Genomic DNA, 25,493 nt, shown 5'->3' with positions numbered 1-25,493 from the left:
GGCGTCGGTCAGCCGGCTTCGGGGAGCCGCCTTATGGCAGCCGGTATCAGGCGGCCGGCGTCCGGCCACCGGACCGGCGCTTGTCAGGCCGCCAGTTTCAGGCGCTGGCGCTGTTGCTGTCTCTCGCGTTCGGCCTTGGGGCCGTCCGCGAAGCCCAGCTTGAACACGCTGACGGCCGACTGCAGCTCCCTGGCCTGCTGGTTCAGGGACTTGGCCACGGCCGCCTCCTCCTCCACCATGGTGGCGTTCTGCTGCGTGACCGAATCGAGATGGGTGACGGCCTCGGTGATCTGTTCGATGCCGATCGCCTGTTCGCTGCTGGCCGTGCTGATCTCGCCGACGATGTGGTTGACGCGCGAGATGCTGCCGATGATCTCGTCCATCGTGGCGCCGGCCTGCTGCACCAGCTTGGCGCCGGCGTTCGACTGCTCGGACGAGGCGTCGATCAGGGTCTTGATCTCCTTGGCCGCCGCCGCCGAGCGGTGCGCCAGGTTGCGCACTTCCGTCGCCACCACGGCGAAGCCGCGACCCTGCTCGCCGGCGCGCGCCGCCTCCACGGCCGCGTTCAGCGCCAGGATGTTGGTCTGGAACGCGATGCCGTCGATGATGCCGATGATGTTGGTGATCTCGCGGCCCGAGGCGTTGATCGATTCCATGGTCTGCACCACCTGCGCCACCACGGTGCCGCCGCGCACGGCCACGTCCGAGGCCGAGGCGGCCAGCGTGTTGGCCTGGCGCGCGCTCTCCGCGTTCTGGTGCACGGTCGACGCCAGCTGTTCCAGCGCCGACGCCGTCTCCTCCAGCGCGCTCGCTTCCGATTCCGTGCGGCTCGACAGGTCGGCATTGTCGGTCGCCATCTGGGTCGAGGCGCTGACGATGGCGTCGCTGCCGGCGCGCACGGTGCCGACGATGGCGGTCAGGCTGGCCACCATGGCGTGCAGGGCGCGCATCAGCTGGCCCGCCTCGTCATCCGAGTGGGCGTCGAAGTCCACGGTCAGGTCGCCCTGGGCCAGGCGGTGCGCCGCTTCCACGGCTTCGGCCAGCGGCACGGTGACGGATTTGACGATGGCCACGCAGGTCACGCCGGCCAGCAAGGCCACCACCAGCATGACGGCCAGCGCTTCATAGCGCACGGCGGTCAGGTGCGCCAGGCGCGCGTCCACCCGGCTGTGCACCAGGTCGAGCGCGGCGTCGTTCAGTTTGAGCTGATTGTCGATGGCGTTGGTGAGCTGGCCGAAATAGTCGGCCGGCGTGAGCGTCAATTCCTCGGCCTGGACGATCTGGCGTTCGATCATCTGCAGCACGGTGCGGCCGGTGGCCTGGCTGGTTTCCAGCGGCGCGTCCAGTTGCGCCTTGATGGCCGCGTCGCCATCGCTGGCCTTGCGCAGCGAATTGGCGGCGCTGTCATACAGTTCGCCGATGCCGGCGGCCATGGCGGCGATGGTCACGCGGTCTTCCGGCGTGGCCGTCTTGGCGGCCAGCACGGCCGAACCTTTGGCGCGCAGGCGGCCCAGCGCCTCGGTCAGGGTGGGGGATTTGATCAGGGCCGAGTCGATCAGGTAGAAGGTCTCGAACTGGGGGTCCAGGCTCAGCTTGTAGTGGTCGACCAGCGCCTCGTTGAAGCGCATCAGGCGGCCGATCAGGGCGCTGTGGGCGGCGAAGCTTTCCTTGCCGCTCAGGCCACCCTGGTCCACGCGCGCCGTCAGCGCGCCGAACTCGTCGCGCAGCTTGGCGTAGCGCTCGACCAGGGGCGGGGCGGCGTCCTTGAGCAAGCCCTCGGCCGTGGTCAGCGCCTGCGCCAGCTCCTGCTGCTTGGCGCGGCGGCGCTCGGCGGCGCTGGCGTCGCCGCCGAGCACGATGGCCGACAGGCCACGGTGCTGCTGCGCCAGCTTGATGGCGTTCATGGTGGCGCGGATGGGCGCGATGCCTTGCGCTTCCTGGCGCGCCACGCTCACTTCCTGGCCCGATTGGACGATGTAGAGCAGCAGGGGGATGGCCACCAGCACCGCGCAGAGCAGTGACAGGACCAGGAATTTTTGCCAGAGCAGCAGGCGTCGCAGGATCAGGTTCATGATGGACTCGTTTCTTATTCGAAGACTAGGGGATGCGGAGCAGTCGGATCGTTGCGTCAAATTGGTGCAGTGTGCGGCGAAATGATCAGAATGGTGCATGACAGCGCCACACTATAGTGCGGTGCAGCAAAAATCGGCATGATCCAGGACAATTTATGCATGAATTGGGCCAGCTATCCCCTATGTAAGCGATCGCGGCTGTGGTACGCACGCCCACGCGGGCACAATGATGGTGCAATTGTCCATATTGCCTGGCCAGGCGGCGGCGCCGCGAGCCGCTCAGGTGGCGACGGCGATGCGCGCGGCGGTCAGCGACGGGCGGCGCCGGCTCAGCACCACCAGCGCGGCGGCGATGGCCGTGCACAGCCAGCCGAACGCGTCGCCGGTGCGCGTGTACAGCGTGGCCAGTTGCGGGCCGGCCCGCACCGTGGCCAGCAGCGACGCGCCCGGCATGGGCGCGCTGTCGCGCTGCGCCAGCACGCGGCCGTAGGGATCGTGCACGGTCAGCAGGCCCTCGCGCGCGGCGCGCACCACCGTGTAGCCGTTCTCCACGCCGCGCAGGGCCGTCATGGCGGCCGTCAGATGACGGTCGGCGCCGAAGTCCCAGGCCGGCACCAGCATCACGTCCGCGCCGCGCACGCCGTAGGCGCGGCCGAACACGCCGAAATGCATGTCCTTGCAGATGGCCACGCCGTAGCGCAGCTCGCCCACGTTTTGCAGCGTGTAGTCGGTGCCGGGCTGGTAGTCGCGCTCCGGCGGCGCCAGGAAATGCTTCTGGTAGGTCGGCGGCGATTCCCCTTGCGGCGCCAGCAGCCAGGCCAGGTTCTGGCGGTGCTGGCCATCGTCGGTGCCCACGCCGGCCTCGATCCAGACACCGAGCCGCGCGGCCAGCGCGGCCAGCCGCTGGCGCTGCGCCGCCGCCTGCCCGGGCGACAGCATGGCGATTTTTTCCGGCAGCACGATGATGCGCGCGCCTTGCCGGGCCAGCGCTTCGGCTTGCTGCTCGTAGCGCTGCCAGATCGGCGCGGCGTAGGCGGCGCTGGCCTGCAGGCCGATGGCGTCGTCGATGGCGACCAGGCCAAAGGTGGTCTGCTGGCCCTCCAGCGGCGTCTGCAGGCGCAGCGCGCCGTAGGCCAGCGCGGCGGCCACGGGCACGGCGGCGGCGGCGCCGGCACGCCACGCGTGGCGCAGCGCGGACCCGCGCGCCACCAGCAGCGCCAGCGCGGACGCCGGCAGCGACAGCACGAACACCACGCCGGCCGCGCCGGCCAGCGCGCCCACCTGCAGCGCGGGCGGGAAGCCGGCCTGGGTGTAGGCCAGGCTGTTCCAGTTCCCGTCCGGCAGCAGGTTGGCCATCAGCGTGTCGGCGCCGGCCCACAGCAGCGGATAGGCGAACACGGCCCACCAGCGCGGATAGCGCAGCACGATGCGGCGCGCGGCCATGACGATGGCCATCCACAGCAGCGACAGCAGCAGCACGAACAGCGGCGCGCCGGCGAGGCCGACGACGGAATACAGGTAGGGCAGGTCGGGGGCGAAGGCGGTCAGCGCGGCCACCAGCGTGCCCCAGCGGGCCGCGCCCGTGCGCGAGCGCAGCGCCACCGCCAGCAGCGGGGCGGGCGCCAGCCAGGCCATCCACCACACGGGGTCCAGCGCGAGCGCGAAATGCAGCAGCGCGCCCAGCGCCACGGCCAGCAGCAGCCGCTGCCTGGGCGGCAGCTCAAGGAAGGGAATAGCGGAGAACTCGGTCGGTTTCACGGATCGCACTCCAGACTAAAAGTCCAGTGTAGTGCAATCCGTCAGATAGTTATCATATTTTCCACTTTTGAGAGCGGAAAGCGTTGCGCGCAAGCGACTGGCGGTTGCGCGCAACGGCGGCCTTGCCGCGTCAGGCCGCGACGCTTGCCGGCGTGGCGCCGGCCTTGGTCTGCCTGAGCTGGCGGTTGACGGCGCTCAGCACGGCCTTGAACGAGGCCGTGACGATGTTGCTGTCGATGCCGGCGCCGAACAGGGTGGGGCCGTTGTCGAGCCGCAGCTCGACGTAGCAGGCCGCCCTGGCGTTGGCGCCCGAGCCGATCGCGTGCTCATGGTAGTCCATCAGCTTGAGGTCCAGGCCCAGCGCGTCGACGAAGGCGTCGATCGGGCCGTTGCCGCCACCCTGCAGGGCCAGCGGCGCCTGGTTGTGGATCACGGCGATGTCGATCTGCACCGGCTCGTCGCTGCTGCTGTCCTCCACCATGCGGTGGCCGCTGTAGGCGTAGGGCGTGTTCTGCTCCAGGTATTCGCGGCTGAAGATCTCGTGGATGCCGGCGGCCGTGATCTCCAGGCCGGTGGCGTCGGCCACGGCCTGCACGGCGCGCGAGAACTCGATCTGCAGGCGGCGCGGCAGCACCAGGCCGTAGTCCTGCTCCAGCAGGTACGCCATGCCGCCCTTGCCGGACTGGCTGTTGACGCGGATCACGGCGTCGTAGCTGCGGCCCAGGTCGGCCGGGTCGATCGGCAGGTAGGGGATCTCCCACAGCGCGCCCGGCTGCTGCTGGGCGAAGCCCTTCTTGATCGCGTCCTGGTGCGAACCGGAGAAGGCCGTGAACACCAGGTCGCCCACGTAGGGGTGGCGCGGGTGCACGGGCAGCTGGTTGCAGTCCTCCACGCACTTGCGCACCTCGTCGATGTCCGAGAAGTCCAGGCCCGGGTGCACGCCCTGGGTGTACAGGTTGAGCGCCAGCGTCACCAGGTCGACGTTGCCGGTGCGCTCGCCGTTGCCGAACAGGCAGCCTTCGACGCGGTCGGCGCCGGCCATCACGGCCAGTTCGGCCGAGGCCACGGCCGTGCCGCGGTCGTTATGCGGGTGCACGCTGATGATCAGCGAATCGCGCCGCGCCAGCTTGCGCGACATCCATTCGATCTGGTCGGCGTACACGTTGGGCGTGCTGCATTCGACCGTCGACGGCAGGTTGACGATCATCTTGTTGTGCGGGGTCGGCTCCCAGATGGCGCTGACGGCGTCCACGATGTGCTTGGAGAAATCGAGCTCCGTGGTGGAGAACGATTCGGGCGTGTATTCGAACACCCATTCCGTCTGCGGATGCTGGGCCACCAGTTCCTTCACGAGGCGGGTGCCGGTGGTGGCGATCTCGGTGATCTGTTCGCGCGACATGCCGAACACCACCTTGCGGAACACCGGCGCCACCGAGTTGTACAGGTGGACCACGGCGCGGCGCGCGCCGGCCACCGACGCCACGGTGCGGCGGATCAGCTCATCGCGCGACTGGGTCAGCACGATGATGGTCACATCGTCCGGGATGCGGTTCTCGTCGACCAGCTTGCGCACGAAGTCGAAGTCGGTCTGCGAGGCGGACGGGAAGCCCACTTCGATTTCCTTGAGGCCGATCTTGCACAGCAGCTCGAAGAAGCGCAGTTTCTTTTCCGCGCTCATGGGCTCGATCAGGGCTTGGTTGCCATCGCGCAGATCGGTGCTCATCCAGATCGGCGGCTTGGTGATGACGTTGTTCGGCCACTGGCGGTCGGACAATTGGACGGGGGGGAAGGCGCGGTACTTCGCTGCGGGGTTCTGCAACATCATGGGGGACTCCTGGAATCTTGAATGGGGAAAGCCGTTACGGGCGGCGCGGGTGGCGATGGGCTGGCAGGTGGCCACGGGACACTAGACCTGACAACCGGTCGGTAGCGATAGCAGTAGGCGCGACAGGGCGCGCACGCCCAGCGGCAGCGCGACGGGGGCGCTGGGGCGGACGGATACGCGGTGGGCCTTGGTGGACATCGGTGCAAGCTTTCCTGGGTTCGAAGATCCGTGCGGCTCGTGGCCTGGCGGAGTGTAACGAGAACTTGATTGGGTGCGTTCGGGTGCTGCGGAACGCGGGGTGCGACGTGCGGATTAAGCGCGTGCGGGTAGGTGCGCCGCTAGGGATAGGGCGGCCGGCAGGAAAGAGGATAGGTGCAGATGCGCGGTCATGCCTTCAATGTAAGGGCTGGCGCGCGGACTTGTCAAGCAAAATGATGGGCCTTGTGGCGCGGCGGCGCGGATCGTGCCGCCGCCGCGCACTTGTTGTGCCGTCAACACGGCGCGCACCGTCGCCGCCTTGCCGGGCCGGTCGCGCCATGTACAATGTGTCGTAGACAATTCCTGTCCGACCCCACCGGAGCTCCGCGCACATGACCATGGGTTTGCCCCGCCTTGCGCCACGATCGGCCGCCGTTCTGACGCAGGAGGGCGAGGCCGCCCGGCTGCGGGTGGCCGACACCAGCGAGCGTTTCGTGCGCCGTTTCGTCGACGCGTGGATCGTGTTCGGCGCGGCGCTGTGGCTGGGGCTATACATGACGGCGCCCGCCGTCCAGTACCCTGGCATGCTGATGGTGGCCGCCGGCGTGCTGACCAAGATGGCGGTGCTGCTGGGCCATACCAGGCAGGCGCGCTGCATGATCGTTGGCCTGTGGTCGTTGTTCGTGTTGTGCGTGCCGATGCTGCTGAACGGGCTGCGCACGCCGGTGCTGTTGACCATGGCGCCCATCCTGATGATGACGGGCTGGCTGCTGGGCCGGCGCGCGCTGCTGGCGCTGACGCTGCTGTTCATGATCGGCGTGGCGTTGTACTGGCTGGCCGAGATGCGCGGCTGGCTGGTGCTGACGGTGCCGCTGCGTTCGGCGAGCGTGTGGGCCGTGGTGCACGTGGTGGTGATCGGCTTCACGGGCTTCATGGTGTGGTACTTCGTCGCCAGCCACGAGGCCAACTACGGCATCGAGATGGATTTGCAGAACCAACTGGCGGCCGCGCTGGGGCGGGCGGAAAAGGCCAACCAGGAACTGGCCGCCGTGCTGCGCTTCAATGAGACCATCGTGTTGTACTCGCCGGTGCCGATCGGGGTGTATGCGGCCGATGGCCGCTGCGTGGAGGCCAACGAGGCCTATGCCCGCATGGTGGGCACCACGCGCGCCAAGCTGATGCAGTACAACTTCCACCAGATCGACAAGTGGCGCGAGGCCGGGCTGCTGGAGCAAGCCAAGCTGTCGCTGGAGGACGGCCGGCCGCGCCGCATCGAGGGCGCCGTGCTGACCGCGTTCGGGCGCGCCATCAGCGGCGAGTGCCACATCATGGTCACCGAACTCAATGGCGAGCGCCACCTGCTGGTGCAGTTCCTCGACATGACCGAGCGTCACGAGATGGAAGGCCGGCTGCGCGACGCGCTCGACGCGAGCCAGCGCGTGCAGCAGGAACTGCGCGATGCGCGCGGCGTGGCCGAATCGGTCAACCGCGAGCTGCGCTCGGTCCTCAAGTTCAACGCCTCCATCCTGCTCAACTCGCCGCTGCCGATGCGCGTGTTCGCGGCCGACGGCCGCTGCATCGAAGCGAACGAGGCGTTCGCGCGGCTGATCGGTGTCACGCGCGAGCAGTTGCTGGCGCAGGGCGCCTACGACGTCAGCCGCTGGCACGTGGCCGCGCTGGTGGACGATTGCCGCCAGGCGCTGGCCAGCAACAGCGTGCAGCGGCGCGAGGTGCAGGTGGGCACCAGCAAGGGGCGCGACATCTGGCTCGAATCGCGCATCGTGCCGGTGGAGGCCGAGGGCGGCAGCCATTTGCTGGCCCAGTTCGTGGACATGACGGAGCGCAAGCGGCTGGAGCAGGAGCTGCGCATGATGGCGTTCTACGACGCGCTGACCCAGTTGCCGAACAGGCGCCTGTTGCTGGACCGGCTCAAGCAGGCCACACTGACCAGCCAGCGCCACACCAGCTACGCGGCCGTCCTGTTCCTGGACCTGAACAAGTTCAAGCAGCTCAACGATACCCACGGCCACGACGCGGGCGACCAGTTGCTGGTGAAGGTGGCGCGGCGCCTGCGCGCGCTGGTGCGCCAGGCCGACACGGTGGCGCGCCTGGGCGGCGATGAATTCGTGGTGCTGGTCGAGGAACTGGGCGGCGACGCGGTGGCCGCCGAACACCACGTGGAGGCGCTGGCGGAAAAGATCGCGCGCATCCTGAACCAGGAATACCAGCTGGGCGACTTGTACTACAGCTGCACCATCAGCATCGGCTGGCGCTTGTTCTGCGGCGACCAGAGCGATCCGGACGAGATCCTCAAGCACGCCGACTCGGCCATGTACCTGGCCAAGCGCAACACCGCCTAGTGCGCATGCGCCTAAGGGTCTGCATTAGGGTCTGACCCCTCGGGGTCAGACCCTGGTTTAAAAGCGGGAATAACCTACGCCGCCACCTGCACGCGCGGCGTGCCGGCCACCATCTCACCGATCACGGCCGCCTCGCCGAAGCCTTCGCGGCGGAACAGGGCCAGCACCTCGTCCACGCTGGACGGATCGCACGACACCAGCAACCCGCCCGACGTCTGCGGGTCCGTCAGCAGCATGTGCTGGGCCTGGGTGATGGACGGCGACAACTGCACATCCTTGCCGTAGGCATCCCAGTTGCGGCCCGAGGCGCCCGTGAAGTAGCCGTCGTGCGCCAGTTGTTCCACGCCCGGCAGCAGCGGCACCTGCGCCATGTTCAGCTGCGCCGTCAGGCCCGCCCCACGGCAGATCTCCAGCAGGTGGCCCAGCAGGCCGAAGCCGGTGACGTCGGTCAGCGCGTGCACGCCGGCCAGTTCCGATAGCGCCTTGCCCGGCTTGTTGAGCTTGGTGGTGTTGGCGATCATGGCCGCGTAGCCGGCCGCGTCGAGCTTGTCCTTCTTCAGCGCGGCCGACAGCACGCCCACGCCCAGCGGCTTGCCCAGCACCAGCACGTCGCCGGCGCGCGCGTCGGCGTTGCGCTTGACCTTGGACGGATGGACGAGGCCCATCACCACCAGGCCGTAGATCGGCTCCACCGAGTCGATCGTGTGGCCGCCCGCGATCGGGATGCCGGCCTCGGCGCAGATGGCCTCGCCGCCCTTGATGATCTGGCCGATGGTCTCCAGCGGCAGTTTGTTGACCGGCATGCCCACCAGGGCCAGCGCCATGATGGGCGTGCCGCCCATCGCGTACACGTCCGAGATGGCGTTGGTGGCGGCGATGCGGCCGAAGTCGAACGGGTCGTCCACGATGGGCATGAAGAAATCGGTGGTGGCGATCAGCGCCTGCTCGTCGTTGAGCTGGTAGACGGCGGCGTCGTCGGCCGTCTCGATGCCCACCAGCAGTTCCTTGGGCACGGGGAAGCCGGACGAGTTCTTCAGGATCTCCGACAGCACGCCGGGCGCGATCTTGCAGCCGCAGCCGCCGCCATGGGAAAAGGAGGTGAGTTTGATGGGAGCGTCGCTCATGGTGGTTTCCTCAGTGTGGTGCGGCCGCCGTCGGGGCGGCCGTGGTTGGATTCGTCTGCAGCAGATTATCCACTAACTCGAGCAGGGCCGTCTGCTCGGCCGCCGGCGTGAACAGTGCCGCGCGCGCCGCGCATTGCGCCTGCAGGCGCGCGTGGAAGGCCGGATCGGCGGCGCAGCGCTCGATCAGGGCCGCCAGCGCGCCATCGTCGCCGGGCGCGAAGTAGCCGGCGTAGTCGTCGCCCAGCATGCCGCGGTTGCCGCCGATGTCGCTGGCCAGCACCGGCACGCCGCTGGTGACGGCTTCGATGATGACGTTGGCGCCGCCCTCCATGCGCGAGGTGATGGCCATCAGGAAGCTGCGCTTGAGGCGCTGGCGCGTGGTGGCGTGGGGCAGGGCGCCCAGCCAGCGGTAGCGCGGACAGGCGCGCGCCGTGGCCTCGGCCAGCCGGCCCAGCGCCGGGTCGAGCGCGCCGCCGATGTGCAGCAGGCGCACGCGCGCGTCGCGCACGCGGGCGGCCGCGCGCATGAAGGTGGCCGGGTCCTTTTCGTCGCGCAGGTGGCCCACCATGCACACGTCCAGGTGGCGGCGCGCGCCGGCGGCCGGGCGCAGCGCGTTCGCCGACTGGTGGATCACGCTGGTCTTGGCGCGCAGCGGTGGCGGCAGTTCGGCCAGGCCGGCCGCTTGCAGCACCACCAGCGCGTCGGCCTGGCGCAGCGCGGCCTGCGCACTGGCGTCGTGGGCGATGTCGCGATACAGGTCGGTGCCGGTCAATAGCAGGATGGTCGGGCGTTGCGGATACGCTTGCACGAACGCGTCCAGCGAGGCGGCCGAGCGGCGCGCGTGCAGCGCGATGAGCAGATCGGGCAGGTCGGCGGATTCGGAAGGGACGGCGGGAGCGGGCCTGCCTGGATCGGGCCATTGTTGCGCGATCGTCACGCGGTAGCGCGTGCGCAGGAAACGCGCCCAGCGGCTGGCGCTTTGCCAGTTGCCGTTGTTGGCCTTGGCCGAGGCCGGGCTGATGATCCAGATGTGGGGTCGCTTCACTGCCGCCTGTCGTGATGTGGGGACGCCGTCCGCCGCCGTTTGATCGCGCACCTGTATTCCGGCGCAAAAGCCGCTACAATCGAGCGATGAGTGCTATCCATGCTTCGTTCCGCCACGCCCGCCCGATGCAACTGGCCGAGGCGCTCCATTCAGCGCGTGATTATACGCTGCGCTTGTTCGACTGTTTCGCGGCGGCGGGGCTGGACGCGCCATCGCGCGTGCCGCAGCTGGTCACGGTCAATCCGCCGTTGTGGGAGCTGGGCCACACGGCCTGGTTCGCCGAATGGTTCATCCTGCGCGAGGCGGCGTCCAGCCATCCGGCCGACGCCTTGTACAACTCCCTGCTCACGCGCGGCGACGACTGGTTCGACTCCAACACGGTGCCGCACCGCAGCCGCTGGAACCTGGACCTGCCCAGCACGGGCGCGCTCAAGACCTACTGCCATGAAGTGCTGGACCGCGTGCTCGACAAGCTGTCGCGCGAGCCGAACACGGACGCGGCCCTCTATCCATACCGGCTGGCGCTGGCGCACGAGGATATGCATGGCGAGGCGTTCCTGTACACATTGCAGACGCTGGGCCTGGCCGCGCCGGCCCAGCTCACGCACGACGAGGCGAGCCTGTTCACGCCGTCCGAGATCCGCTTCCCCGGCGGCACCATCCAGTTGGGCAGCGCGCAGGAGGGCGGCTTCGTGTTCGACAACGAGCGCGACGCGCACCCGGTCCACGTGGCGCCGTTTTCCATCGACAGCACGCTGGTGAGCAACGCCCAGTACGCGGACTTCGTGGCCGATGGCGGCTACGACAACCGCCAGTACTGGAGCGCGGCCGGCAGCGCGTGGCTGATGCGCCAGGAGCGCAGCGCGCCGCGCTACTGGCAGCGCGACGGCGCGCAGTGGCGCACCATGCGTTTCGGCCAGCCGCACACGCTGGCCGGCGCCGAGCCGGTGCGCCACATCAACCTGTACGAGGCGCAGGCCTATTGCGCCTGGGCCGGGCGCCGCCTGCCCACCGAGGCCGAGTGGGAATACGCGGCCCTGTCGGGCCACCCGGCGTTCCGCTGGGGCCAGCTGTGGGAGTGGACGGCCTCGCCGTTCGAGCCGTATCCGGGCTTCCAGGCCGACCGCTACCGCGAGTATTCGGCGCCGTGGTTCGGCACCCACCAGACCTTGCGCGGCGCGTCGTTCGCCACCCCGGAGCGGCTCGGGTCGGCCAAGTTCCGCAATTTCTACCGCCCGGAACGGGACGACATCTTCGCCGGCCTGCGCACCTGCGCCTGGCCGGGCTGAGTGGCCGGGCCGCCGCGCGCGTCGCCGGCATCATCAACAAGATGTTTGCCGGAAAGAATATTGTGTTAATATTATCTAATTAACATCGCGGCGCTGGTGTGGCGCGCATCTACCTGTGGAAGTGAACATGAACACGCTGACCGACCTGTCGCCCATCCTGATCCCCGTGGTCGCCCTGTTGATCCCCATCGTCGGCATCATCGCCAACACGGTGCTGAAGGTGACGCGCCTGCACCTGCTGCATGAGACCGTGCGCAATCTGAGCGCCAACGGCCAGCCGATCCCGCCCGAGCTGCTGAGCGAAATCGCGGGCAAGAAACCGTCCTGAGGCCGGCCGCTCAGTTCTTCGCCGGGTCGTACGACAGCGTGACCTTGTAGCCGTCCGGCGCGATCGAGGTGTCGAACGGGTAGCTGGCGAAGTTGAGCTGGTCCACCAGTCCCAGCTTGATCAGGATGGTGTGCGGCAGTTCCTTGTTGCGCCCCTCGAGCGCGTTGACGGCCGCGTTGATGGCCACCCGCGCCTGGCTCACGCCCTTGGTGTCGGCGGCCGCATAGATTTCCTTGTTGTGGATCAGGCGCGCGATGTCGTCCGTGAGGTCGAAGGCCACGATGCGGATCCTGTCGGCCAGGCCGGCATCCTTGACCGGCCGCACGGCCGCCGGCGCGCAGCCGGTGCAGCCGATCAGGTAATCGAGCTTGCCGCCGTACTTGGCCAGCATCTGCGTGGCCAGCCTGGTCTGCCCCTTGAAGTCGCTGTCGCCGTAGCGGATGTCGATGATGTTGACCTGGAGCGGCGCCTGTTGCGCGCCGATGCGGGCGCCATCGACCTCGCCCTTGACCCAGCCCGCGCCCATGGGGCCGGGCAGCAGGCCGATGTTGACCGATTTCATGCCGCGCTGCTGGGCGTCGCGCACCACCCAGCCGGTCGCCTCCAGGCCCATGGCGCGCAGCGAGGTGGTGACCTTGATGGTCAAATCGTCGCTGCGGCTGTCGTTGGCCAGTTCGAACACGGGGATGCCGGCCGCGCGCGCCTTGGCGATCGAGGCGTTGTTGGCCGTCATGCCGATCGGCGACAGCACGATGGCGTCGTATTTGGCCGCGATGGCATGGTCCATCTGGCGCAACTGGCCGGGCAGGTCGTCGTAGCCGTCGGCGGCCAGGATGTCGGCCGCCACGCCCAGCCGGTGCGCCTCGCTGATCACGCCATAGCTGCAGCCGACCCAGTACGGGTCCTTCAGGTGCGGGAACAGGAAGGCGATGCGCCAGTGCTTGCTGGCCCGCGCCGCCATCGGGTAGTGGCCGGCCACCACGTGGCCGCTGGCGATGGCGTCGTCGGCCGTGCCGCTGGCCTGCAGCGGGCGGAAGATCGACAGCACGGGAATCGGCGCGAACTTCACCGTGGCCGGGGCCGGCGGCGTGGCGGGCGCGGTGGCCGCCGGCTGCGCGCCGGCGCCGGCCATGGCCAGCGCCAGGGTCGGCGTCAGCGCCAGCGCGGTCCAGTCTCGCATGCGGGGTTTGGGCATCCTGAGGTCGTTCTTCCGTATCGGCGGTTTAAATTCCTGATTGCAATTCTACCTGCTGCGGGCGCCGATCGCCGCAGGCTTCGCGCGGCGTGTTGTTGTGGCGAAGATACAACCGGGGCCGCGCCGCGCGCAGGGACGGAATGCCGCGTCGGCCCGTGACGATTCTGCTATCCTTGCCGCCGGGGAAGTTTTTCGATCAAAAACAGGCGGCCCCCGGCCTTTTACCTGGAAAGAGCGCAAGCCATGAAATTCAAGCATCTCGTCGTCACCGCCACCGCCCTCGGCGCCATCCAAGCCGCCGGCCCGTCGTTCGCCGACCCGGCGCCGGCCAAAGTGCTGGCCATCCGTGCCGGCAAGCTGGTGGACGTGGTGGCCGGCACCGTGCTGGCCGATCAGACCATCATCGTCACCGGCGATCGCATCACCTCGGTCGGCCCCACGGCCAGCGCCAACGTGCCGGCCGGGGCCGAGCGGATCGACCTGTCGGGCCAGACCGTGCTGCCGGGCCTGATCGACATGCACACCCACCTGACGGCCGATCCCATGCAAAGCGGCTACGCGGCGCTGGGCGTGTCCGACATCCGCGCCGCGCTGTACGGCGCGCGCGCGGCCCGCGTCACGCTGGAGGCCGGCTTCACCACCGTGCGCAACGTGGGCGCCGGCGGCTTCGGCGACGTGGCGCTGCGCGACGCCATCAACGACGGCGATGTGATCGGCCCGCGCATGCGCACGGCCGGCCACGCGATCGGCATCAAGGGCGGCCACTGCGACAACAACCTGCTGCCGGCCGACATGAACGTGACCGACCGCGGCGTGGCCGACGGCCCGTGGGCGGCGCGCGCCAAGGTGCGCGAGATGGCCAAGTACGGCGCCGACGTGATCAAGATCTGCGCCTCGGGCGGCGTGCTGTCCAAGGGCGACGAGCCGGGCGCCCAGCAGTACACGCTGGAGGAGATGCAAGCCATCGTCGACGAGGCCCATAAGCTGGGCCGCAAGGTGGCGGCCCACGCGCACGGCGCCAGCAGCATCCGCGCCGCCATCACGGCCGGTGTCGACTCGGTCGAGCACGCGAGCCTGATCGACGAGCAGGGCATGCGCCTGGCGCGCGAGAAGGGCACCTACCTGGTGATGGACATCTACGACGACGATTTCATCCTGCAGGAGGGCGCCAAGGCCGGCATGCTGGCCGAGTCGATCGAGAAGGAGCGCGCGCTCGGCCAGTTGCAGCGCGATAACTTCCGCAAGGCATTCAAGGCCGGCGACAAGATGGCCTTCGGCACCGACGCCGGCGTCTACCCGCACGGCGACAACGCGCGCCAGTTCGCCTACATGGTGCAGTACGGGATGACGCCGATGCAGGCGATCCAGTCGGCCACGGTGCAGGCGGCCGATCTGCTGGGCTGGAAGGACCGGGTGGGCGCCATCGCGGCCGGCAAGTTCGCCGACATCATCGCCGTCAAGGGCGACCCGCTGGCCAACGTGGCCGAGCTGACCCGCGTGTCGTTCGTGATGAAGGGCGGCGCCGTGGTCCGCCGCTGAGGCGCGCGGGACGCGCACGCGAGCGGCCCCGGCGCCGGCCGTCCGCGCTAAAATGGCGACTCGCATCAGTCACGCGCGCAGGTCACGGCCATTGGCCACGCGCATAGTCCACGTCCAGGTGGGAGAAGCGGGACGGTATGGAGCGCATCCTTTCATCGCTGGCGCACACGGAAAGCATCCTGCGGCTGGGTCTGCCCAGCCGCTCGGCCTTGCTCGTGGCCACGCTGCGCGCGGCGCACCAGCTGCTTGACGATCCGCCCTTGTTCGCCGATCCGCTGGCCCTGCCCATCCTGGGGCCGGCGCTGGAGGCGCAGTTGCGCGCCCAGCTGCCGCGCTACGCGCACGGGCCGGCGCGCCAGCTGCGCGGCGCCACGGCCGTGCGCAGCCGCCTGGCCGAGGAGGAGCTGGCCGTCGCCGTCGCCTGCGGCGTCAGGCAATACGTGGTGCTGGGCGCGGGCCTGGACACCTACGCCTACCGTTGCCATGGCGCCCCGCTACGCGTGTTCGAAGTCGACCATCCGGCCACCCAGCAGTGGAAGCGCGACCAGCTGCGCCATGCCGGCATCGACGCGCCGGACGCGTTGACGTTCGTGCCGTTCGACTTCGAGCGCGACACGCTGGACGCGGCGCTGGCGGCCGCCGGCTGCCGGCTCGACCTGCCCGTGTTCCTGTCCTGGCTGGGCGTGACCCTGTACCTGAGCGACGACGCCGTGTTCGACACCCTGCGCGTGGTGGCGGGCCTGCCGGCCGGCAGCGCCATCGTGTTCGATTACGGCGTGGTGCCCGAGCTGCTGGACCTGTTCGACCGCATGGGCATGGCCTATTTCGCCGCCAAGTTCGAGGCGGCCGGCGAGCCGTGGAAATCGCTGTTCGCGCCGGCCGTGCTGCAAAGCGAACTGCGGGCGCTCGGCTTTGCCGGCGTGTCCGACTACGCGGCCGACGCGCTGCGCACCCACTACCTGGGCGGACGCGGCGACGGCTGGCATCTGGGCGGCGCCATGCGGCTGGTGGTGGCGCGCACCGGCAGCCGCGCGGCCTGAGGACGGCTGGACCGCCAGGTCACGGCGATGGCTCCCCAGGCCATGTCGCTGGCCGTTGGCGCACGTTGTCATCCCCTATACTCATTCCTTCATCAGATCATGCCGGGAATTCGTATGCGCCACCGCTCCAAGTTCACCTTTGCCGCCTTGCTGGCGGCGTTGATGCTGACCGGCTGCGGCGGTGGTGGCGGCGGCGGCGCCAGCGTGGCGGCCGGCACCGTGGTCGACACGGGCGGCAACCAGGCCAGGGGCGCCATCACGGTGAGCGCCCAGCAGGAGGTGCGGGCCGCCTCGGCCGATCCCGGCCAGCCGGCCGGCGTGGCGCTGAGCCGCATGCGCGACGCCATCGTGGTGGACGATCACATCCTGGTGCGTTCCGATTCGGCCTCCACCATCCAGGTCGACCGCGACCTGATCCACCCCGGCACCCGCGTCAGCGTGCTCGACGCGCAAGGCAGGTTCGTGGCCACCCATGACTACGGCAACACCCTGGCCAGCGACTACCTGGGCGAATGGGCCATGCTGTCCTTGGGCGGCGACGTGCTCATGGTGCAGACCGGCGCCGGCTCCAAGCTGTTCCGGCTCGACCGCCAGGGCGCCATGGCGGGCGCGGCGGCCGGCATCGACCTGTACGCGGTGCAGCCCGTCGATTCGCCGCTGCCGACCGTGGTGGCCAGCGCCGCCGCCGTGGACGGCAACGGCTTCTGGTACGCCACCACGCTGGTCGAGCGGCCGATTCCCAACAGCGAAAAGAACGCCATCTACAGCATGATGCTGGTCAAGCTCGACGCCAACGGCAAGGAGATGACGCCGCCGTTCAAGCTGACCATGTCGACCAAGTTCATGCAGCCGCGCATGGTGGTGTCCGGCGGCTCGGTGCTGGTGACGTGGCTCGACAGCGGCACGCCCATGCAGGCCTACTGGCCTTACGGCGGGCCGCGGCCGGTGGTGCATTCGGTGGCCGGCACGGGCGGCGGCGCGCCCGATCTGCTGCCGGTGGCCATGGCCAGCACGGGCAAGGTGGGGGTGCTGTGGAACTACAAGGTGGGCATGACCAGCAACCTGCTGGGCGTGGCGTTGAATGACAACGGCAATCCCATCATCGAAGCCGGCCGCCAGGACCTGACGCAGGAATCGCTGTCGGCCACGTGGAAGTTCACGCGCCGCGACCGCGTCACCTTCGACGCGCGCACGGCGGCCAACGGCACGCTGCTGATCGCCGACGTGGCCACGGGGCGGCTCAACGCCAGCGATCCGCTCGGCGACTTGCTGCTGCTGGCCGATTACAGCTATGGCGCCGGGCCCGTGTCGGCGGCCACCGTCAACGTGGAGTATGTGCGGCGCGACCCGGCCGCTGCGCCGCTGGGACAGGCGCCCATCGTGCGCCAGATGCTGTTCGCCGACCACGCCGTGCTGCTGATCGGCGACGAAAACCACCTCGAAACGGCGCTCGTCACCCGCCAGTAACGCCGCGCTGCGGACGGCGAGCGTCGGGCGTCGAGCGTCGGGCGGCGAGCGTCGGGCGGCGCGCACGCAGGCGCGGGCGGTCGCATCCGCGCCCGCGCCCGCGCGCGTGGCCTTACAGCAGCGAGGCGCCCAGGTCTTCCAGGTCGGCCGCGTACTCCGACTCGTCGAGCTGCTTGCGGGCCACGCCGCTGCGCATGGCGGCGGCCGCGATTTTCGGCGTCACGCCGGCCAGCAGGCGCGGGTCGAGCAGGCCGGGCACCACGTAATCCTTGCCGAAGCGGGCGTCGCCGCGCGCCATCTCCGCCAGCGCCATCACGCAGGCGCGCTTCATCTCCTGGTTGATGGTGGAGGCGCCGCAGTCGAGCGCCGCGCGGAACAGGTAGGGGAAGCACAGCGCGTTGTTGATCTGGTTCGGATAGTCGGAACGGCCGGTGGCGATAATGGCGTCCGGCGCCACTTCGCGCACCAGCTCGGGCCGCAGCTCCGGTTCCGGATTGGCCAGCGTGAACACGATCGGCGACTTGCCCATCTTCTCCACGTCCAGCGGCGACAGCACGCCGGGGCCGGACACGCCGAGGAACACGTCGGCGCCGGCGATCACGTCCGACAGCGTGCGCGCCGACGTCTGCTGCGCCCAGGCGGCCTTTTCGCCGTCCAGTTCACGGGCCGTGGTCAGCACGCCCTTGCTGTCGCACACGAAGATGTGCTCGCGCCTGGCGCCCAGGTCCAGCAGCAGTTCCAGGCAGGCGATGGCGGCCGCGCCGGCGCCCGAGCAGACCACCTTGGCGGTGGCGATGTCGCGCCCGGTCAGGGCCAGCGCGTTGAGCATGCCGGCCGCCACCACGATGGCCGTGCCGTGCTGGTCGTCGTGGAACACGGGGATGGCCAGCCGCTCGCGCAGCTTGCGCTCGATGGTGAAGCACTCGGGCGCCTTGATGTCCTCCAGGTTGATGCCGCCGAAGGTGGGGTGGAGCGCGGCGATGATGTCGACCAGCTTGTCCGGATCGCGTTCGTCGATCTCGATGTCGAAGGCGTCGATGCCGGCGAACTTCTTGAACAGCACCACCTTGCCCTCCATGACGGGCTTGCCGGCCAGCGCGCCGATGTTGCCCAGGCCGAGCACGGCGGTGCCGTTGGTGATCACGCCCACCAGGTTGCCCTTGGCCGTGTAGTCGTAGGCCTTGGCCGGATCGCGTTCGATCTCCATGCAGGGCGCGGCCACGCCGGGCGAATAGGCCAGCGCCAGGTCGTCCTGGGTGCTGACGCTCTTGGTCACTTCGATGGCGATCTTGCCGGCGCCGCCGGCCTTGTGATACGCCAGCGCTTTCTGTTCCATGGTGCTCATGCTGTCTGTCTCCGTGAATGGAAAAAATGCGCCTGCGCGAGCGTCGCTCGGGCAGGCGCATACGTTAAGGTGCCCGGTCGGGGCTTATGGGTACAGGCCGCGTACTTCGCGCGCTTGCAGCACGCGGGTGCAGGCCAGGATGAAGGTGGCGGTGCGCAGCGTGACCTTCTTCTCCTGCGCCACGTTCCACACGGCGTTGAACGCTTCCTGCATGATGCGGGTCAGGCGGGCGTTGATCTCGTCCTCGCTCCAGAAGAAGCTGGAGAAGTCCTGCACCCACTCGAAGTAGGACACGGTCACGCCGCCGGCGTTGGCCAGCACGTCCGGCACGATCAGCACATCCTTGTCGGTCAGGATGTCGTCCGCTTCCGGCGTGGTGGGGCCGTTGGCGCCCTCCAGGATGATCTTGGTGCGGATGCGCGGCGCGTTCTTGGCCGTGATCTGCTGTTCCAGCGCGGCCGGGATCAGGATGTCGGATTCGACGTCCCAGAACGCGTCGCGGTCCAGGAACGCTTCAGCGCCGGCGAAGCCGGTGACGCTGCCGCATTCGGCCACGTGCTGGTGCAGGCGGGCCACATCCAGCCCACCCTGGTGGACCACGGTGCCGGTATGGTCCTGCACCGCGATCACTTTGGAACCGGCTTCTGCGAACATCGTTGCTGCGACGCCGCCTACGTTGCCGAAACCCTGGACGGCGACACGCGCCCCCTCGATCTTCACGCCGCGCTTGGCGGCCGCTTCACGGCCCACGACGAACACGCCGCGGCCGGTCGCTTCGCGGCGGCCCAGCGAGCCGCCCAGCGAGATTGGTTTGCCGGTCACCACGCCGGTCGACAGGTTGCCTTCGATCATGGCGTACGAGTCCATCATCCAGGCCATCACCTGTTCGTTGGTGTTCACGTCCGGCGCCGGAATGTCCTTGGTGGGGCCGATGATCAGGCTGATCTCGCTCGTGTAGCGGCGGGTCAGGCGCTGCAGTTCGCCCTTCGACAGGGTCTTGGGATCGACGCGGATGCCGCCCTTGGCGCCGCCGTACGGCACGTTCACGGCCGCGTTCTTGACCGTCATCCAGGCCGACAGGGCCATCACTTCGGACAGGGTCACGTCCTGGTGGAAGCGCACGCCGCCCTTGCCGGGGCCGCGCGACATGTTGTGCTGCACGCGGTAGCCTTCGTAGTGGGCGATCGAGCCGTCATCGCGCTCGATCGGCACGTCCACGGTCAGGATGCGCTTGGGGCGCTTCAGGGTCTCGACCCAGCGCGACAGGTTGCCCAGGTGCGGGGTGACGCGGTCGATCTGCTGCAGGTAGACGCCCCAGGGGCCGAGGTCGTCGGCGTTGAGGTAGGAAGGCAGTGCGTGTTCGGTGGTCATGCTCATAACTCCTATGGGTTCGTGAGTGACGCGGCTCTTGGCTGCGATCAGTGGGACGAATCATAGGCCCGGATGAGTTGGCCCGGCCAATGCTGTATGCGCATCCTATTATGCAAATTTTGCATAGTTATGCACTGTAACGGTGCATGAACGAACGTGCTTTTCGAGGACGGATTTTGCGGCGGCATCGCCGCAAAATCAGCGCAAAATCAAGGCACTATCAACACCCGGCCGGCGCCCGGCCGGCAGCGTGCGCGGCCGGAAAATCAGCGCTCCGAGACGGGCGCGCGGCGCTTGCGATTGGCCTTTTTCTGCTGCGTTTCCAGGAACTCCCACAGCCGTTCGACGATCGGTTTGCCGCGCCGCTGCGGCGACGGACGCTCGCGGTAGAGCCGGATTTCCATCTCGATCTCCCAGCCGCCGCTGCCGCCGTCGGCGCACGCCAGCTGCTTTTGCTTGATCTCGCGCGTGACCGCCGATTCGGGCAGGAAGGCCATGCCGCGCCCTTCGAGCACCATCATCTTCAAGCCCTCGGCCATGTCCGTCTCGTAGCGCGGATCGAGGTAGGGATGCTGTTTGGCGTCGCCCAGGATCAGGTCCACCATGCGCCCCAGGTAGGCATTGTTGGTGTACGACAGGAAGGGCAGCGGCGCGTCCGGCGCGCCGGGGAGCGCGTAGGCCGGGGTGCGCGTCTTGTCGCAGCGCGCGTACGGGCGCAGCGCCTCGCGCCCCATCACCAGCATGTCGTAGCGGCCCGGATCGAGCTGCACCGGCTGGCGCGGATGGTGGTAGCACAGCAGCAGGTCGCAACCGCCTTCGACCAGTTGCAGCACGGCGTCGTGCACGTTGAGCGCCATCAGGCGGCTCTTGATGGGGGCGAAATCGTGCTCCAGCGCCGACAGCCATTTCGGCACGAAGGTCAGCGACAGCGTGTGCGGCACGGCCAGGTCGATGCTGGTGAGCGCGGCGGCGCGCTTGTTGCGCATCATGTCGCGCGCGCCGTTGATCTGCGCCAGCATCTCCAGCGCCTGCTCGTAGAACACGATGCCGGCCGACGTCAGCCGGGTGGGGTAGGACGTGCGGTCGATCAGGTCCGTGCCCAGCCAGTTCTCCAGCGACTGGATGCGGCGCGAGAAGGCCGGTTGCGTGACGTGCCGCAGCGCCGCCGAGCGGCTGAAGTTATTGGTTTCGACCAGCGAGATGAAGTCTTCCAGCCATTTGGTTTCCATCGTATTGCTCCTTAGTTTTGCTGGGTGGCGGCCGAGGTGGTGCTGGTGCGGATCGCGCGCATGGGCGTGAACAGCCAGGCCAGCGTGGCCAGCGCGATCAGCACGGCGCCGCCGCCGCTGAACAGTTGCGCCAGCGTGATCGATTGCAGCAGCCAGCCGGTGACGGCGGCCGACAGCGGCGCCAGCCCCATGAAGATGAACATGAAGATGCTCATGGTGCGGCCCATCATGTGGGGCGGCACGCGGCGCTGTATCCAGGTGAAGACGGCCACCTGCATGTAGCCCGACACGGCGCCCACGGCCAGCAGCAGCAGGGCGCCTTGCCAGGTGCTGTCGATGCGGCCCAGCGGCATGACGAGCGCGCCGACCAGCATGTCGGCCAGCAGCACCATGGCGCCGAAGCTGGCCATGCGCAGGCGCGCGCCGGCGATGGCGGCGGCCGCCATGCCGGCCAGGCTGCCGGCGCCGTTGGCCGCCATCAGCAGGCCGTACGCGGTGGCGCCGTGCAGGCGCTCGTTGCCCAGCGCGGGCAGGGCCACCTGCATGGCGCCGCCGATGAACAGGGCCACGATGCCCCAGTAGCTGAAGCACAGGCGCAGCGCCGTGTCGCGCCACACCATGACCAGGCCGGCGCCGACGGCGCGCCAGACGGATGGTGGATGATCGTTGGCGCCGGGGTGGGGCGGTTGGGGTGCTTCGTCCGCTTGGCTCGCCCGTGCTGCCTGTGCCGCCTGTGTCGTCCGCGCCGCGTGCGGCGCCGATGCGCCGGGCAGTTCGCGCACCTTGGCCAGCGTCCACGCGGACACCAGGAAGCTGGCGCAATCGAAGCCGAACGCCAGCGCCAGGCCGCGCGCGTCGCGCAAGGCGCCGCCGCTGTCGCCGGCCAGCGCGATCAGCAGGGCCGCCAGCAGCGGGCCGGCCAGCGTGGTCAGCTGGCGCATCCCCATCAGGATGCCGTTGGCTTGCTCCAGCTGCTGCGGCGCCATCACGCGCGGCAGGATGGAGGTGCCGGACGGGATGCCGAACGCTTGCGCCAGGCCCAGGCCCAGCGCCAGCGCGTACACCAGCCACAGTGTCACATGCGCGTTCAGGGCCAGCGTGACCGACAGCGAGGACGTGAGCGCCAGCGTGAGCGTGGGCGCGTTGTTCAGCACCAGCAGCGTGAGCATGGCCAGCAGCGCGGCGTTGGCGAATTTGCTGAGCATGAGCACGCGCTTGGGCGAATGGCGGTCCACCAGCGCGCCGCCGATCAGGATGAACAACGCGCGCGGCGCGCTCATGAGGGCGATCACCAGGCCCAGGGCCAGCGTGTCGCCGGTCAGTTTGAGCACCAGCCAGGGCAGGGCGATCATGGTCAGCTGGTCGCCCAGCATGGAGATGGCGCCGCCGCGCAGCAGCCAGCGGAAGTTCGGATCGCGCAGCGCCGCGCCGCGCGGGGCGGGCGGCGCCGTGTTGTGGGTGGTCATGGTGTGCCCCTCAGGAGTTCGACGGCCCCATGCCGGCGATCTGGCCCAGCACGGCCGACAGCGCGGCCAGCTGGTCGGGCGGACAGCTGCGCAGCAGTTCGGCGCTGGTCTGCTGGGCGATGACGGTGGCGTTGGCCAGCAGTTCGCGGCCCGTGGCCGTGATGGCGGCGTAGCCCACGCGCGCGTCGCGCGGGTCTTGCTGGCGCTCGACCAGGCCGATCTTCTCCAGCGGCAGCAGGGTGCGGGTGACGCCGGACGCCGTCAAGCCCTGGCGCTCGGCCAGGTCGACCCGGCGCAACCGGCCGCCCGGCGCGCGCTGCAGGTAGAACAGCAGCATGAAGTCGCTGAAGCTGATGCCGTGGTGGCCGCCCAGCGTGGTGTCGAGCCGGCGCACCAGCATCGCTTGCGCGCGCGCGAGGCGCAGGGCGACGTCGAGCTGCGGGCTGATGGAGTCGGTGGTGTCGTTGATGTGTTCGCTCATGGTGTGCCTCGCCAAAAAATGCTTGCGCATTACTTGATTGATTGTTGAATAATGCTTGAGTACGCAAGTATATGGCAATTGAAAATATTTGCAAGAGTTGTTTGCGATAGCGCCTGTGGTGACGTCGCGGCGCCCGCGTCCCCTTGCAACCGGCCGGATGCGGGGTGGCGCGACCGGGTGTGGCATGTCCTTGGCGGGCGGCGGGGGGGGGGGCAGTCGACGATCATCTGGTCGCTATCGCGGTCGCCTGAAGCGCGTCTGATCGAGCGAAACCAATGGTTCGCTGAACGGGCTTGGCAAGGCCAGGGGATGAGGCGGCCAGCGCCGGCAGTCAAGCAGCCAGGAAGCCGCTGAGGCGGGCCAGATCGATATTGCCGCCGCTCACAAGGATGCCGACTCGCTTGCCGCGCAGCTCGTTCTTCATGCGCCGTGCGGCCGCGAAACCAAGACAGCCTGTCGGTTCGACAACGATCTTCATGCGCTCTGCGAAGAAGCGCAAGCATTGCACGAGTTCGTCGTCCGACACGGTCAGGACATCGTCGACGTCGCGCTGGATGATGGGAAACGTGTATTGGCCGAGATGCTGGGTCTGGGCGCCGTCGGCGATGGTCTGCGGTGTGTCGATATGGACGATGGCGCCCGAGCGGAACGACTGCTGCCCATCATTGCCGGCCTCTGGCTCGACGCCGTACAGCTTGCACCGAGGCGACAGGGCCCGGGTCGACAAAGCGGATCCGGCGAGCAGGCCGCCGCCGCCCAGGCAAACGAAAAAGGCGTCGAGCGGCCCGGTCTCTTCGAACAGCTCCTTGGCGGCGGTGCCCTGGCCGGCAATGACGTCCGGATGGTCGTACGGCGGAATCAGCGTCAGGCCGTGTCTGTCCGCGAGTTCGCGGCCGATCTGTTCGCGGTCTTCCTTGTAGCGATCGTAGACCACGACATTGCCGCCATAACCCTTGGTTGCCGCCACCTTCGCCGCCGGTGCGTCGTGCGGCATCACGATCGTCGCTGGCATGCCGAGCAACCTGGCCGCCAGTGCGATGGCTTGGGCATGATTCCCGGACGAGAAAGCGACCACGCCGGAGGCGCGCTGCTCGGGAGTGAAGTTCGACAGCGCGTTATAAGCGCCGCGGAACTTGAATGCGCCCATCCTTTGCATGTTTTCGCATTTGAAGTACAGCTCGGCGCCAAATTCTTCGTTGACGGTGCGCGAAGTCAGCACGGGGGTGTGGTTGGCGGCGTTCGCAATGCGTGCTGTCGCTTGGACCACGTCATCGTATGTGGGCAGGTTAAGCGTGTTCATCTTGGATTCCTTCGATTACTTGATGTCGTTGTAGGCCGTGGCACGCGAGATGCCGAGGCACGAGGCGGCGATTTCCATGGCGCGCCGCACCTCCAGGAAACCATCGTTCTTCAGTTCCCGCATCAGTGCGCGCCGCTCGTCGGCCTTCAGCAGTTGCGGCGACGATGCCAGGCGCGCGGCATACTGGTCGATGCGTTTGCGCAGCATCTCGGCATTGGTTGGGTCCAGCGTTTCAGGTACTGGGGAGGCGTCGGTTGCGGTGAACTGTTCCAGCGCGCTGCGCATCGAGCGGAACAAAGTCAGGTCCACGTTCAGGCAAAGGGCTGCGATATAGCGCCCTTCCGCATCACGGATGCCGATAGAAGTGCTCTTGGCCGGCCGGCCGTCCGCAAACTGATTGGCGTAGTTGGCCACGATCTGCGGATAGGCGTTGTCCTCGATGCGCGCCAGGCCAAGTTCGGTGGCCGGGTCGCGCGCTGACCGCCCGGACAGGTTGTTGTGGATGGCGAGCACCGCATGCTCAGGATTGCGCAGATCGTGTACGACTACTTCGCAAAACGGCGCAAACGTTTGGGCCAGGCCGTCGGCAATCTGCTTGACCTGCTCGATCAGTGCGGCCTGGAGCTTAGCGCCGGATGCATCGGTGTCACGCGTCATGGCCGGCCCTGCAAATGCTTGTCCTTGGCCCGTGCGTCGTGCCCGGCCGAACATGCCTGTGGGCGCGCCCGGCAAGGCGCGGGATCGAGGAATGAGGATGGCTGCATTGGAATAAGATATTTTGTCTAGGATTGGACATATTGCCAAATTTTAGCCCGTTGTGCAAGCTGTGCGTCGCCAAGGCAGTCGACTGCGCTGAGATCGCGGCCATGCCGGATCGCCGGGCCCGCAGCATGGCCGGTAGGGATGTCGTGATAGGGGAAGACCGCTTCCTGATGGATGACCGGACGGCTGCGACTTCGACGCGGTCGAATCGCGACACCGGGGGCTGCGGCTACGGGCGTAAAAAAACCACCCGTCCGCGAGGAGGGGTGGTTGTGCGCGGCCGTCAGGACGGGCGCGGT

19 protein-coding genes are annotated in these 25,493 nt (G+C 68.5%); 6 read left to right on the top strand and 13 right to left on the bottom strand.

Going from position 1 to position 25,493, the window contains the following annotated elements; translation table 11 throughout:
• Positions 1-83 precede the first annotated feature (83 nt).
• The 3 genes from AC1RQG_RS11950 to leuA form a co-directional block, all read right to left on the bottom strand.
• Positions 84-2,072, bottom strand: a complete 1,989-nt coding sequence (locus AC1RQG_RS11950; protein WP_493131536.1) for a methyl-accepting chemotaxis protein — start codon at positions 2,070-2,072, stop codon at positions 84-86.
• A 279-nt stretch (positions 2,073-2,351) separates the two neighbouring features.
• The gene (locus tag AC1RQG_RS11945; RefSeq protein WP_493131534.1) at positions 2,352-3,830 is read right to left on the bottom strand and encodes a nitrilase-related carbon-nitrogen hydrolase; all 1,479 of its coding nucleotides are present in this window, start codon (positions 3,828-3,830) and stop codon (positions 2,352-2,354) included.
• Positions 3,831-3,960: 130 nt separating this feature from the next.
• Positions 3,961-5,655 (bottom strand): 2-isopropylmalate synthase, encoded by a 1,695-nt coding sequence (leuA, locus tag AC1RQG_RS11940; RefSeq protein WP_493131532.1) that lies wholly within the window; start codon positions 5,653-5,655, stop codon positions 3,961-3,963.
• 596 nt (positions 5,656-6,251) lie between these two features.
• Here leuA and AC1RQG_RS11935 point away from each other — a divergent pair.
• Positions 6,252-8,213: a sensor domain-containing protein gene (locus tag AC1RQG_RS11935; RefSeq protein WP_493131530.1), complete on the top strand. Its 1,962-nt coding sequence runs from the start codon at positions 6,252-6,254 to the stop codon at positions 8,211-8,213.
• Positions 8,214-8,287: 74 nt separating this feature from the next.
• Here AC1RQG_RS11935 and selD read toward each other — a convergent pair whose 3' ends face one another.
• Together selD and senB are read right to left on the bottom strand one after the other, a co-directional pair.
• Entirely contained in the window at positions 8,288-9,337 is a 1,050-nt protein-coding gene (selD, locus tag AC1RQG_RS11930; RefSeq protein WP_493131528.1) for a selenide, water dikinase SelD, read from the bottom strand.
• 10 nt (positions 9,338-9,347) lie between these two features.
• Positions 9,348-10,382, bottom strand: coding sequence for a selenoneine biosynthesis selenosugar synthase SenB (gene senB / locus AC1RQG_RS11925; RefSeq protein ID WP_493131526.1), 1,035 nt, complete (start codon positions 10,380-10,382; stop codon positions 9,348-9,350).
• Between the two features lie 86 nt (positions 10,383-10,468).
• Between senB and senA the strand changes: the two genes are divergently transcribed.
• On the top strand, positions 10,469-11,671 hold the full coding sequence (gene senA, locus AC1RQG_RS11920; protein WP_493131524.1) for a selenoneine synthase SenA: 1,203 nt from the start codon (positions 10,469-10,471) through the stop codon (positions 11,669-11,671).
• Between the two features lie 127 nt (positions 11,672-11,798).
• Entirely contained in the window at positions 11,799-11,999 is a 201-nt protein-coding gene (locus tag AC1RQG_RS11915) for a hypothetical protein (RefSeq protein ID WP_493131522.1), read from the top strand.
• Positions 12,000-12,009: 10 nt separating this feature from the next.
• Here AC1RQG_RS11915 and torT read toward each other — a convergent pair whose 3' ends face one another.
• Positions 12,010-13,179 (bottom strand): TMAO reductase system periplasmic protein TorT, encoded by a 1,170-nt coding sequence (torT, locus tag AC1RQG_RS11910; protein WP_493131520.1) that lies wholly within the window; start codon positions 13,177-13,179, stop codon positions 12,010-12,012.
• 258 nt (positions 13,180-13,437) lie between these two features.
• Between torT and AC1RQG_RS11905 the strand changes: the two genes are divergently transcribed.
• From AC1RQG_RS11905 to AC1RQG_RS11895, 3 genes are all read left to right on the top strand, one after another.
• On the top strand, positions 13,438-14,733 hold the full coding sequence (locus AC1RQG_RS11905) for a Xaa-Pro dipeptidase (RefSeq protein WP_493131518.1): 1,296 nt from the start codon (positions 13,438-13,440) through the stop codon (positions 14,731-14,733).
• 137 nt (positions 14,734-14,870) lie between these two features.
• Positions 14,871-15,773: a class I SAM-dependent methyltransferase gene (locus AC1RQG_RS11900; RefSeq protein WP_493131516.1), complete on the top strand. Its 903-nt coding sequence runs from the start codon at positions 14,871-14,873 to the stop codon at positions 15,771-15,773.
• A 114-nt stretch (positions 15,774-15,887) separates the two neighbouring features.
• Entirely contained in the window at positions 15,888-17,240 is a 1,353-nt protein-coding gene (locus AC1RQG_RS11895; RefSeq protein ID WP_493131514.1) for a hypothetical protein, read from the top strand.
• Positions 17,241-17,352: 112 nt separating this feature from the next.
• Here AC1RQG_RS11895 and AC1RQG_RS11890 read toward each other — a convergent pair whose 3' ends face one another.
• From AC1RQG_RS11890 to AC1RQG_RS11860, 7 genes are all read right to left on the bottom strand, one after another.
• The gene (locus AC1RQG_RS11890) at positions 17,353-18,585 is read right to left on the bottom strand and encodes a malic enzyme-like NAD(P)-binding protein (protein ID WP_493131512.1); all 1,233 of its coding nucleotides are present in this window, start codon (positions 18,583-18,585) and stop codon (positions 17,353-17,355) included.
• Between the two features lie 84 nt (positions 18,586-18,669).
• Positions 18,670-19,956 (bottom strand): Glu/Leu/Phe/Val family dehydrogenase, encoded by a 1,287-nt coding sequence (locus AC1RQG_RS11885; RefSeq protein WP_493131510.1) that lies wholly within the window; start codon positions 19,954-19,956, stop codon positions 18,670-18,672.
• A gap of 266 nt (positions 19,957-20,222) precedes the next feature.
• Positions 20,223-21,185 (bottom strand): LysR substrate-binding domain-containing protein, encoded by a 963-nt coding sequence (locus AC1RQG_RS11880; protein WP_493131508.1) that lies wholly within the window; start codon positions 21,183-21,185, stop codon positions 20,223-20,225.
• Between the two features lie 11 nt (positions 21,186-21,196).
• The gene (locus AC1RQG_RS11875) at positions 21,197-22,651 is read right to left on the bottom strand and encodes an MFS transporter (RefSeq protein WP_493131506.1); all 1,455 of its coding nucleotides are present in this window, start codon (positions 22,649-22,651) and stop codon (positions 21,197-21,199) included.
• Between the two features lie 10 nt (positions 22,652-22,661).
• Complete coding sequence (locus AC1RQG_RS11870; RefSeq protein WP_493131504.1) at positions 22,662-23,132, bottom strand: MarR family winged helix-turn-helix transcriptional regulator; 471 nt, start codon at positions 23,130-23,132, stop codon at positions 22,662-22,664.
• Positions 23,133-23,463: 331 nt separating this feature from the next.
• A complete protein-coding gene (locus tag AC1RQG_RS11865) occupies positions 23,464-24,432 on the bottom strand; it encodes a threo-3-hydroxy-L-aspartate ammonia-lyase (RefSeq protein ID WP_493131502.1) in 969 nt (322 codons plus the stop codon).
• A 15-nt stretch (positions 24,433-24,447) separates the two neighbouring features.
• Positions 24,448-25,089 (bottom strand): helix-turn-helix transcriptional regulator, encoded by a 642-nt coding sequence (locus AC1RQG_RS11860; protein ID WP_493131500.1) that lies wholly within the window; start codon positions 25,087-25,089, stop codon positions 24,448-24,450.
• Between the last annotated feature and the right edge of the window lie 404 nt (positions 25,090-25,493).

Source organism: Rugamonas sp. GW822-FHT03B10 (assembly GCF_058801745.1).
Note: the sequence above shows the minus strand (reverse complement) of the source record. Positions and strands in the feature narration are given on the sequence as shown.

Excerpts from the sequence above, each read along its gene's own strand:
- AC1RQG_RS11950 (WP_493131536.1), bottom strand. The coding sequence starts at position 2,072 with ATGAACCTGATCCTGCGACGCCTGCTGCTCTGGCAAAAATTCCTGGTC.
- leuA (WP_493131532.1), bottom strand. The coding sequence starts at position 5,655 with ATGATGTTGCAGAACCCCGCAGCGAAGTACCGCGCCTTCCCCCCCGTC.
- AC1RQG_RS11935 (WP_493131530.1), top strand. The coding sequence starts at position 6,252 with ATGGGTTTGCCCCGCCTTGCGCCACGATCGGCCGCCGTTCTGACGCAG.
- selD (WP_493131528.1), bottom strand. The coding sequence starts at position 9,337 with ATGAGCGACGCTCCCATCAAACTCACCTCCTTTTCCCATGGCGGCGGC.
- senA (WP_493131524.1), top strand. The coding sequence starts at position 10,469 with ATGAGTGCTATCCATGCTTCGTTCCGCCACGCCCGCCCGATGCAACTG.
- AC1RQG_RS11915 (WP_493131522.1), top strand. The coding sequence starts at position 11,799 with ATGAACACGCTGACCGACCTGTCGCCCATCCTGATCCCCGTGGTCGCC.
- torT (WP_493131520.1), bottom strand. The coding sequence starts at position 13,179 with ATGCGAGACTGGACCGCGCTGGCGCTGACGCCGACCCTGGCGCTGGCC.
- AC1RQG_RS11905 (WP_493131518.1), top strand. The coding sequence starts at position 13,438 with ATGAAATTCAAGCATCTCGTCGTCACCGCCACCGCCCTCGGCGCCATC.
- AC1RQG_RS11900 (WP_493131516.1), top strand. The coding sequence starts at position 14,871 with ATGGAGCGCATCCTTTCATCGCTGGCGCACACGGAAAGCATCCTGCGG.
- AC1RQG_RS11895 (WP_493131514.1), top strand. The coding sequence starts at position 15,888 with ATGCGCCACCGCTCCAAGTTCACCTTTGCCGCCTTGCTGGCGGCGTTG.
- AC1RQG_RS11890 (WP_493131512.1), bottom strand. The coding sequence starts at position 18,585 with ATGAGCACCATGGAACAGAAAGCGCTGGCGTATCACAAGGCCGGCGGC.
- AC1RQG_RS11885 (WP_493131510.1), bottom strand. The coding sequence starts at position 19,956 with ATGACCACCGAACACGCACTGCCTTCCTACCTCAACGCCGACGACCTC.
- AC1RQG_RS11880 (WP_493131508.1), bottom strand. The coding sequence starts at position 21,185 with ATGGAAACCAAATGGCTGGAAGACTTCATCTCGCTGGTCGAAACCAAT.
- AC1RQG_RS11875 (WP_493131506.1), bottom strand. The coding sequence starts at position 22,651 with ATGACCACCCACAACACGGCGCCGCCCGCCCCGCGCGGCGCGGCGCTG.
- AC1RQG_RS11870 (WP_493131504.1), bottom strand. The coding sequence starts at position 23,132 with ATGAGCGAACACATCAACGACACCACCGACTCCATCAGCCCGCAGCTC.
- AC1RQG_RS11865 (WP_493131502.1), bottom strand. The coding sequence starts at position 24,432 with ATGAACACGCTTAACCTGCCCACATACGATGACGTGGTCCAAGCGACA.
- AC1RQG_RS11860 (WP_493131500.1), bottom strand. The coding sequence starts at position 25,089 with ATGACGCGTGACACCGATGCATCCGGCGCTAAGCTCCAGGCCGCACTG.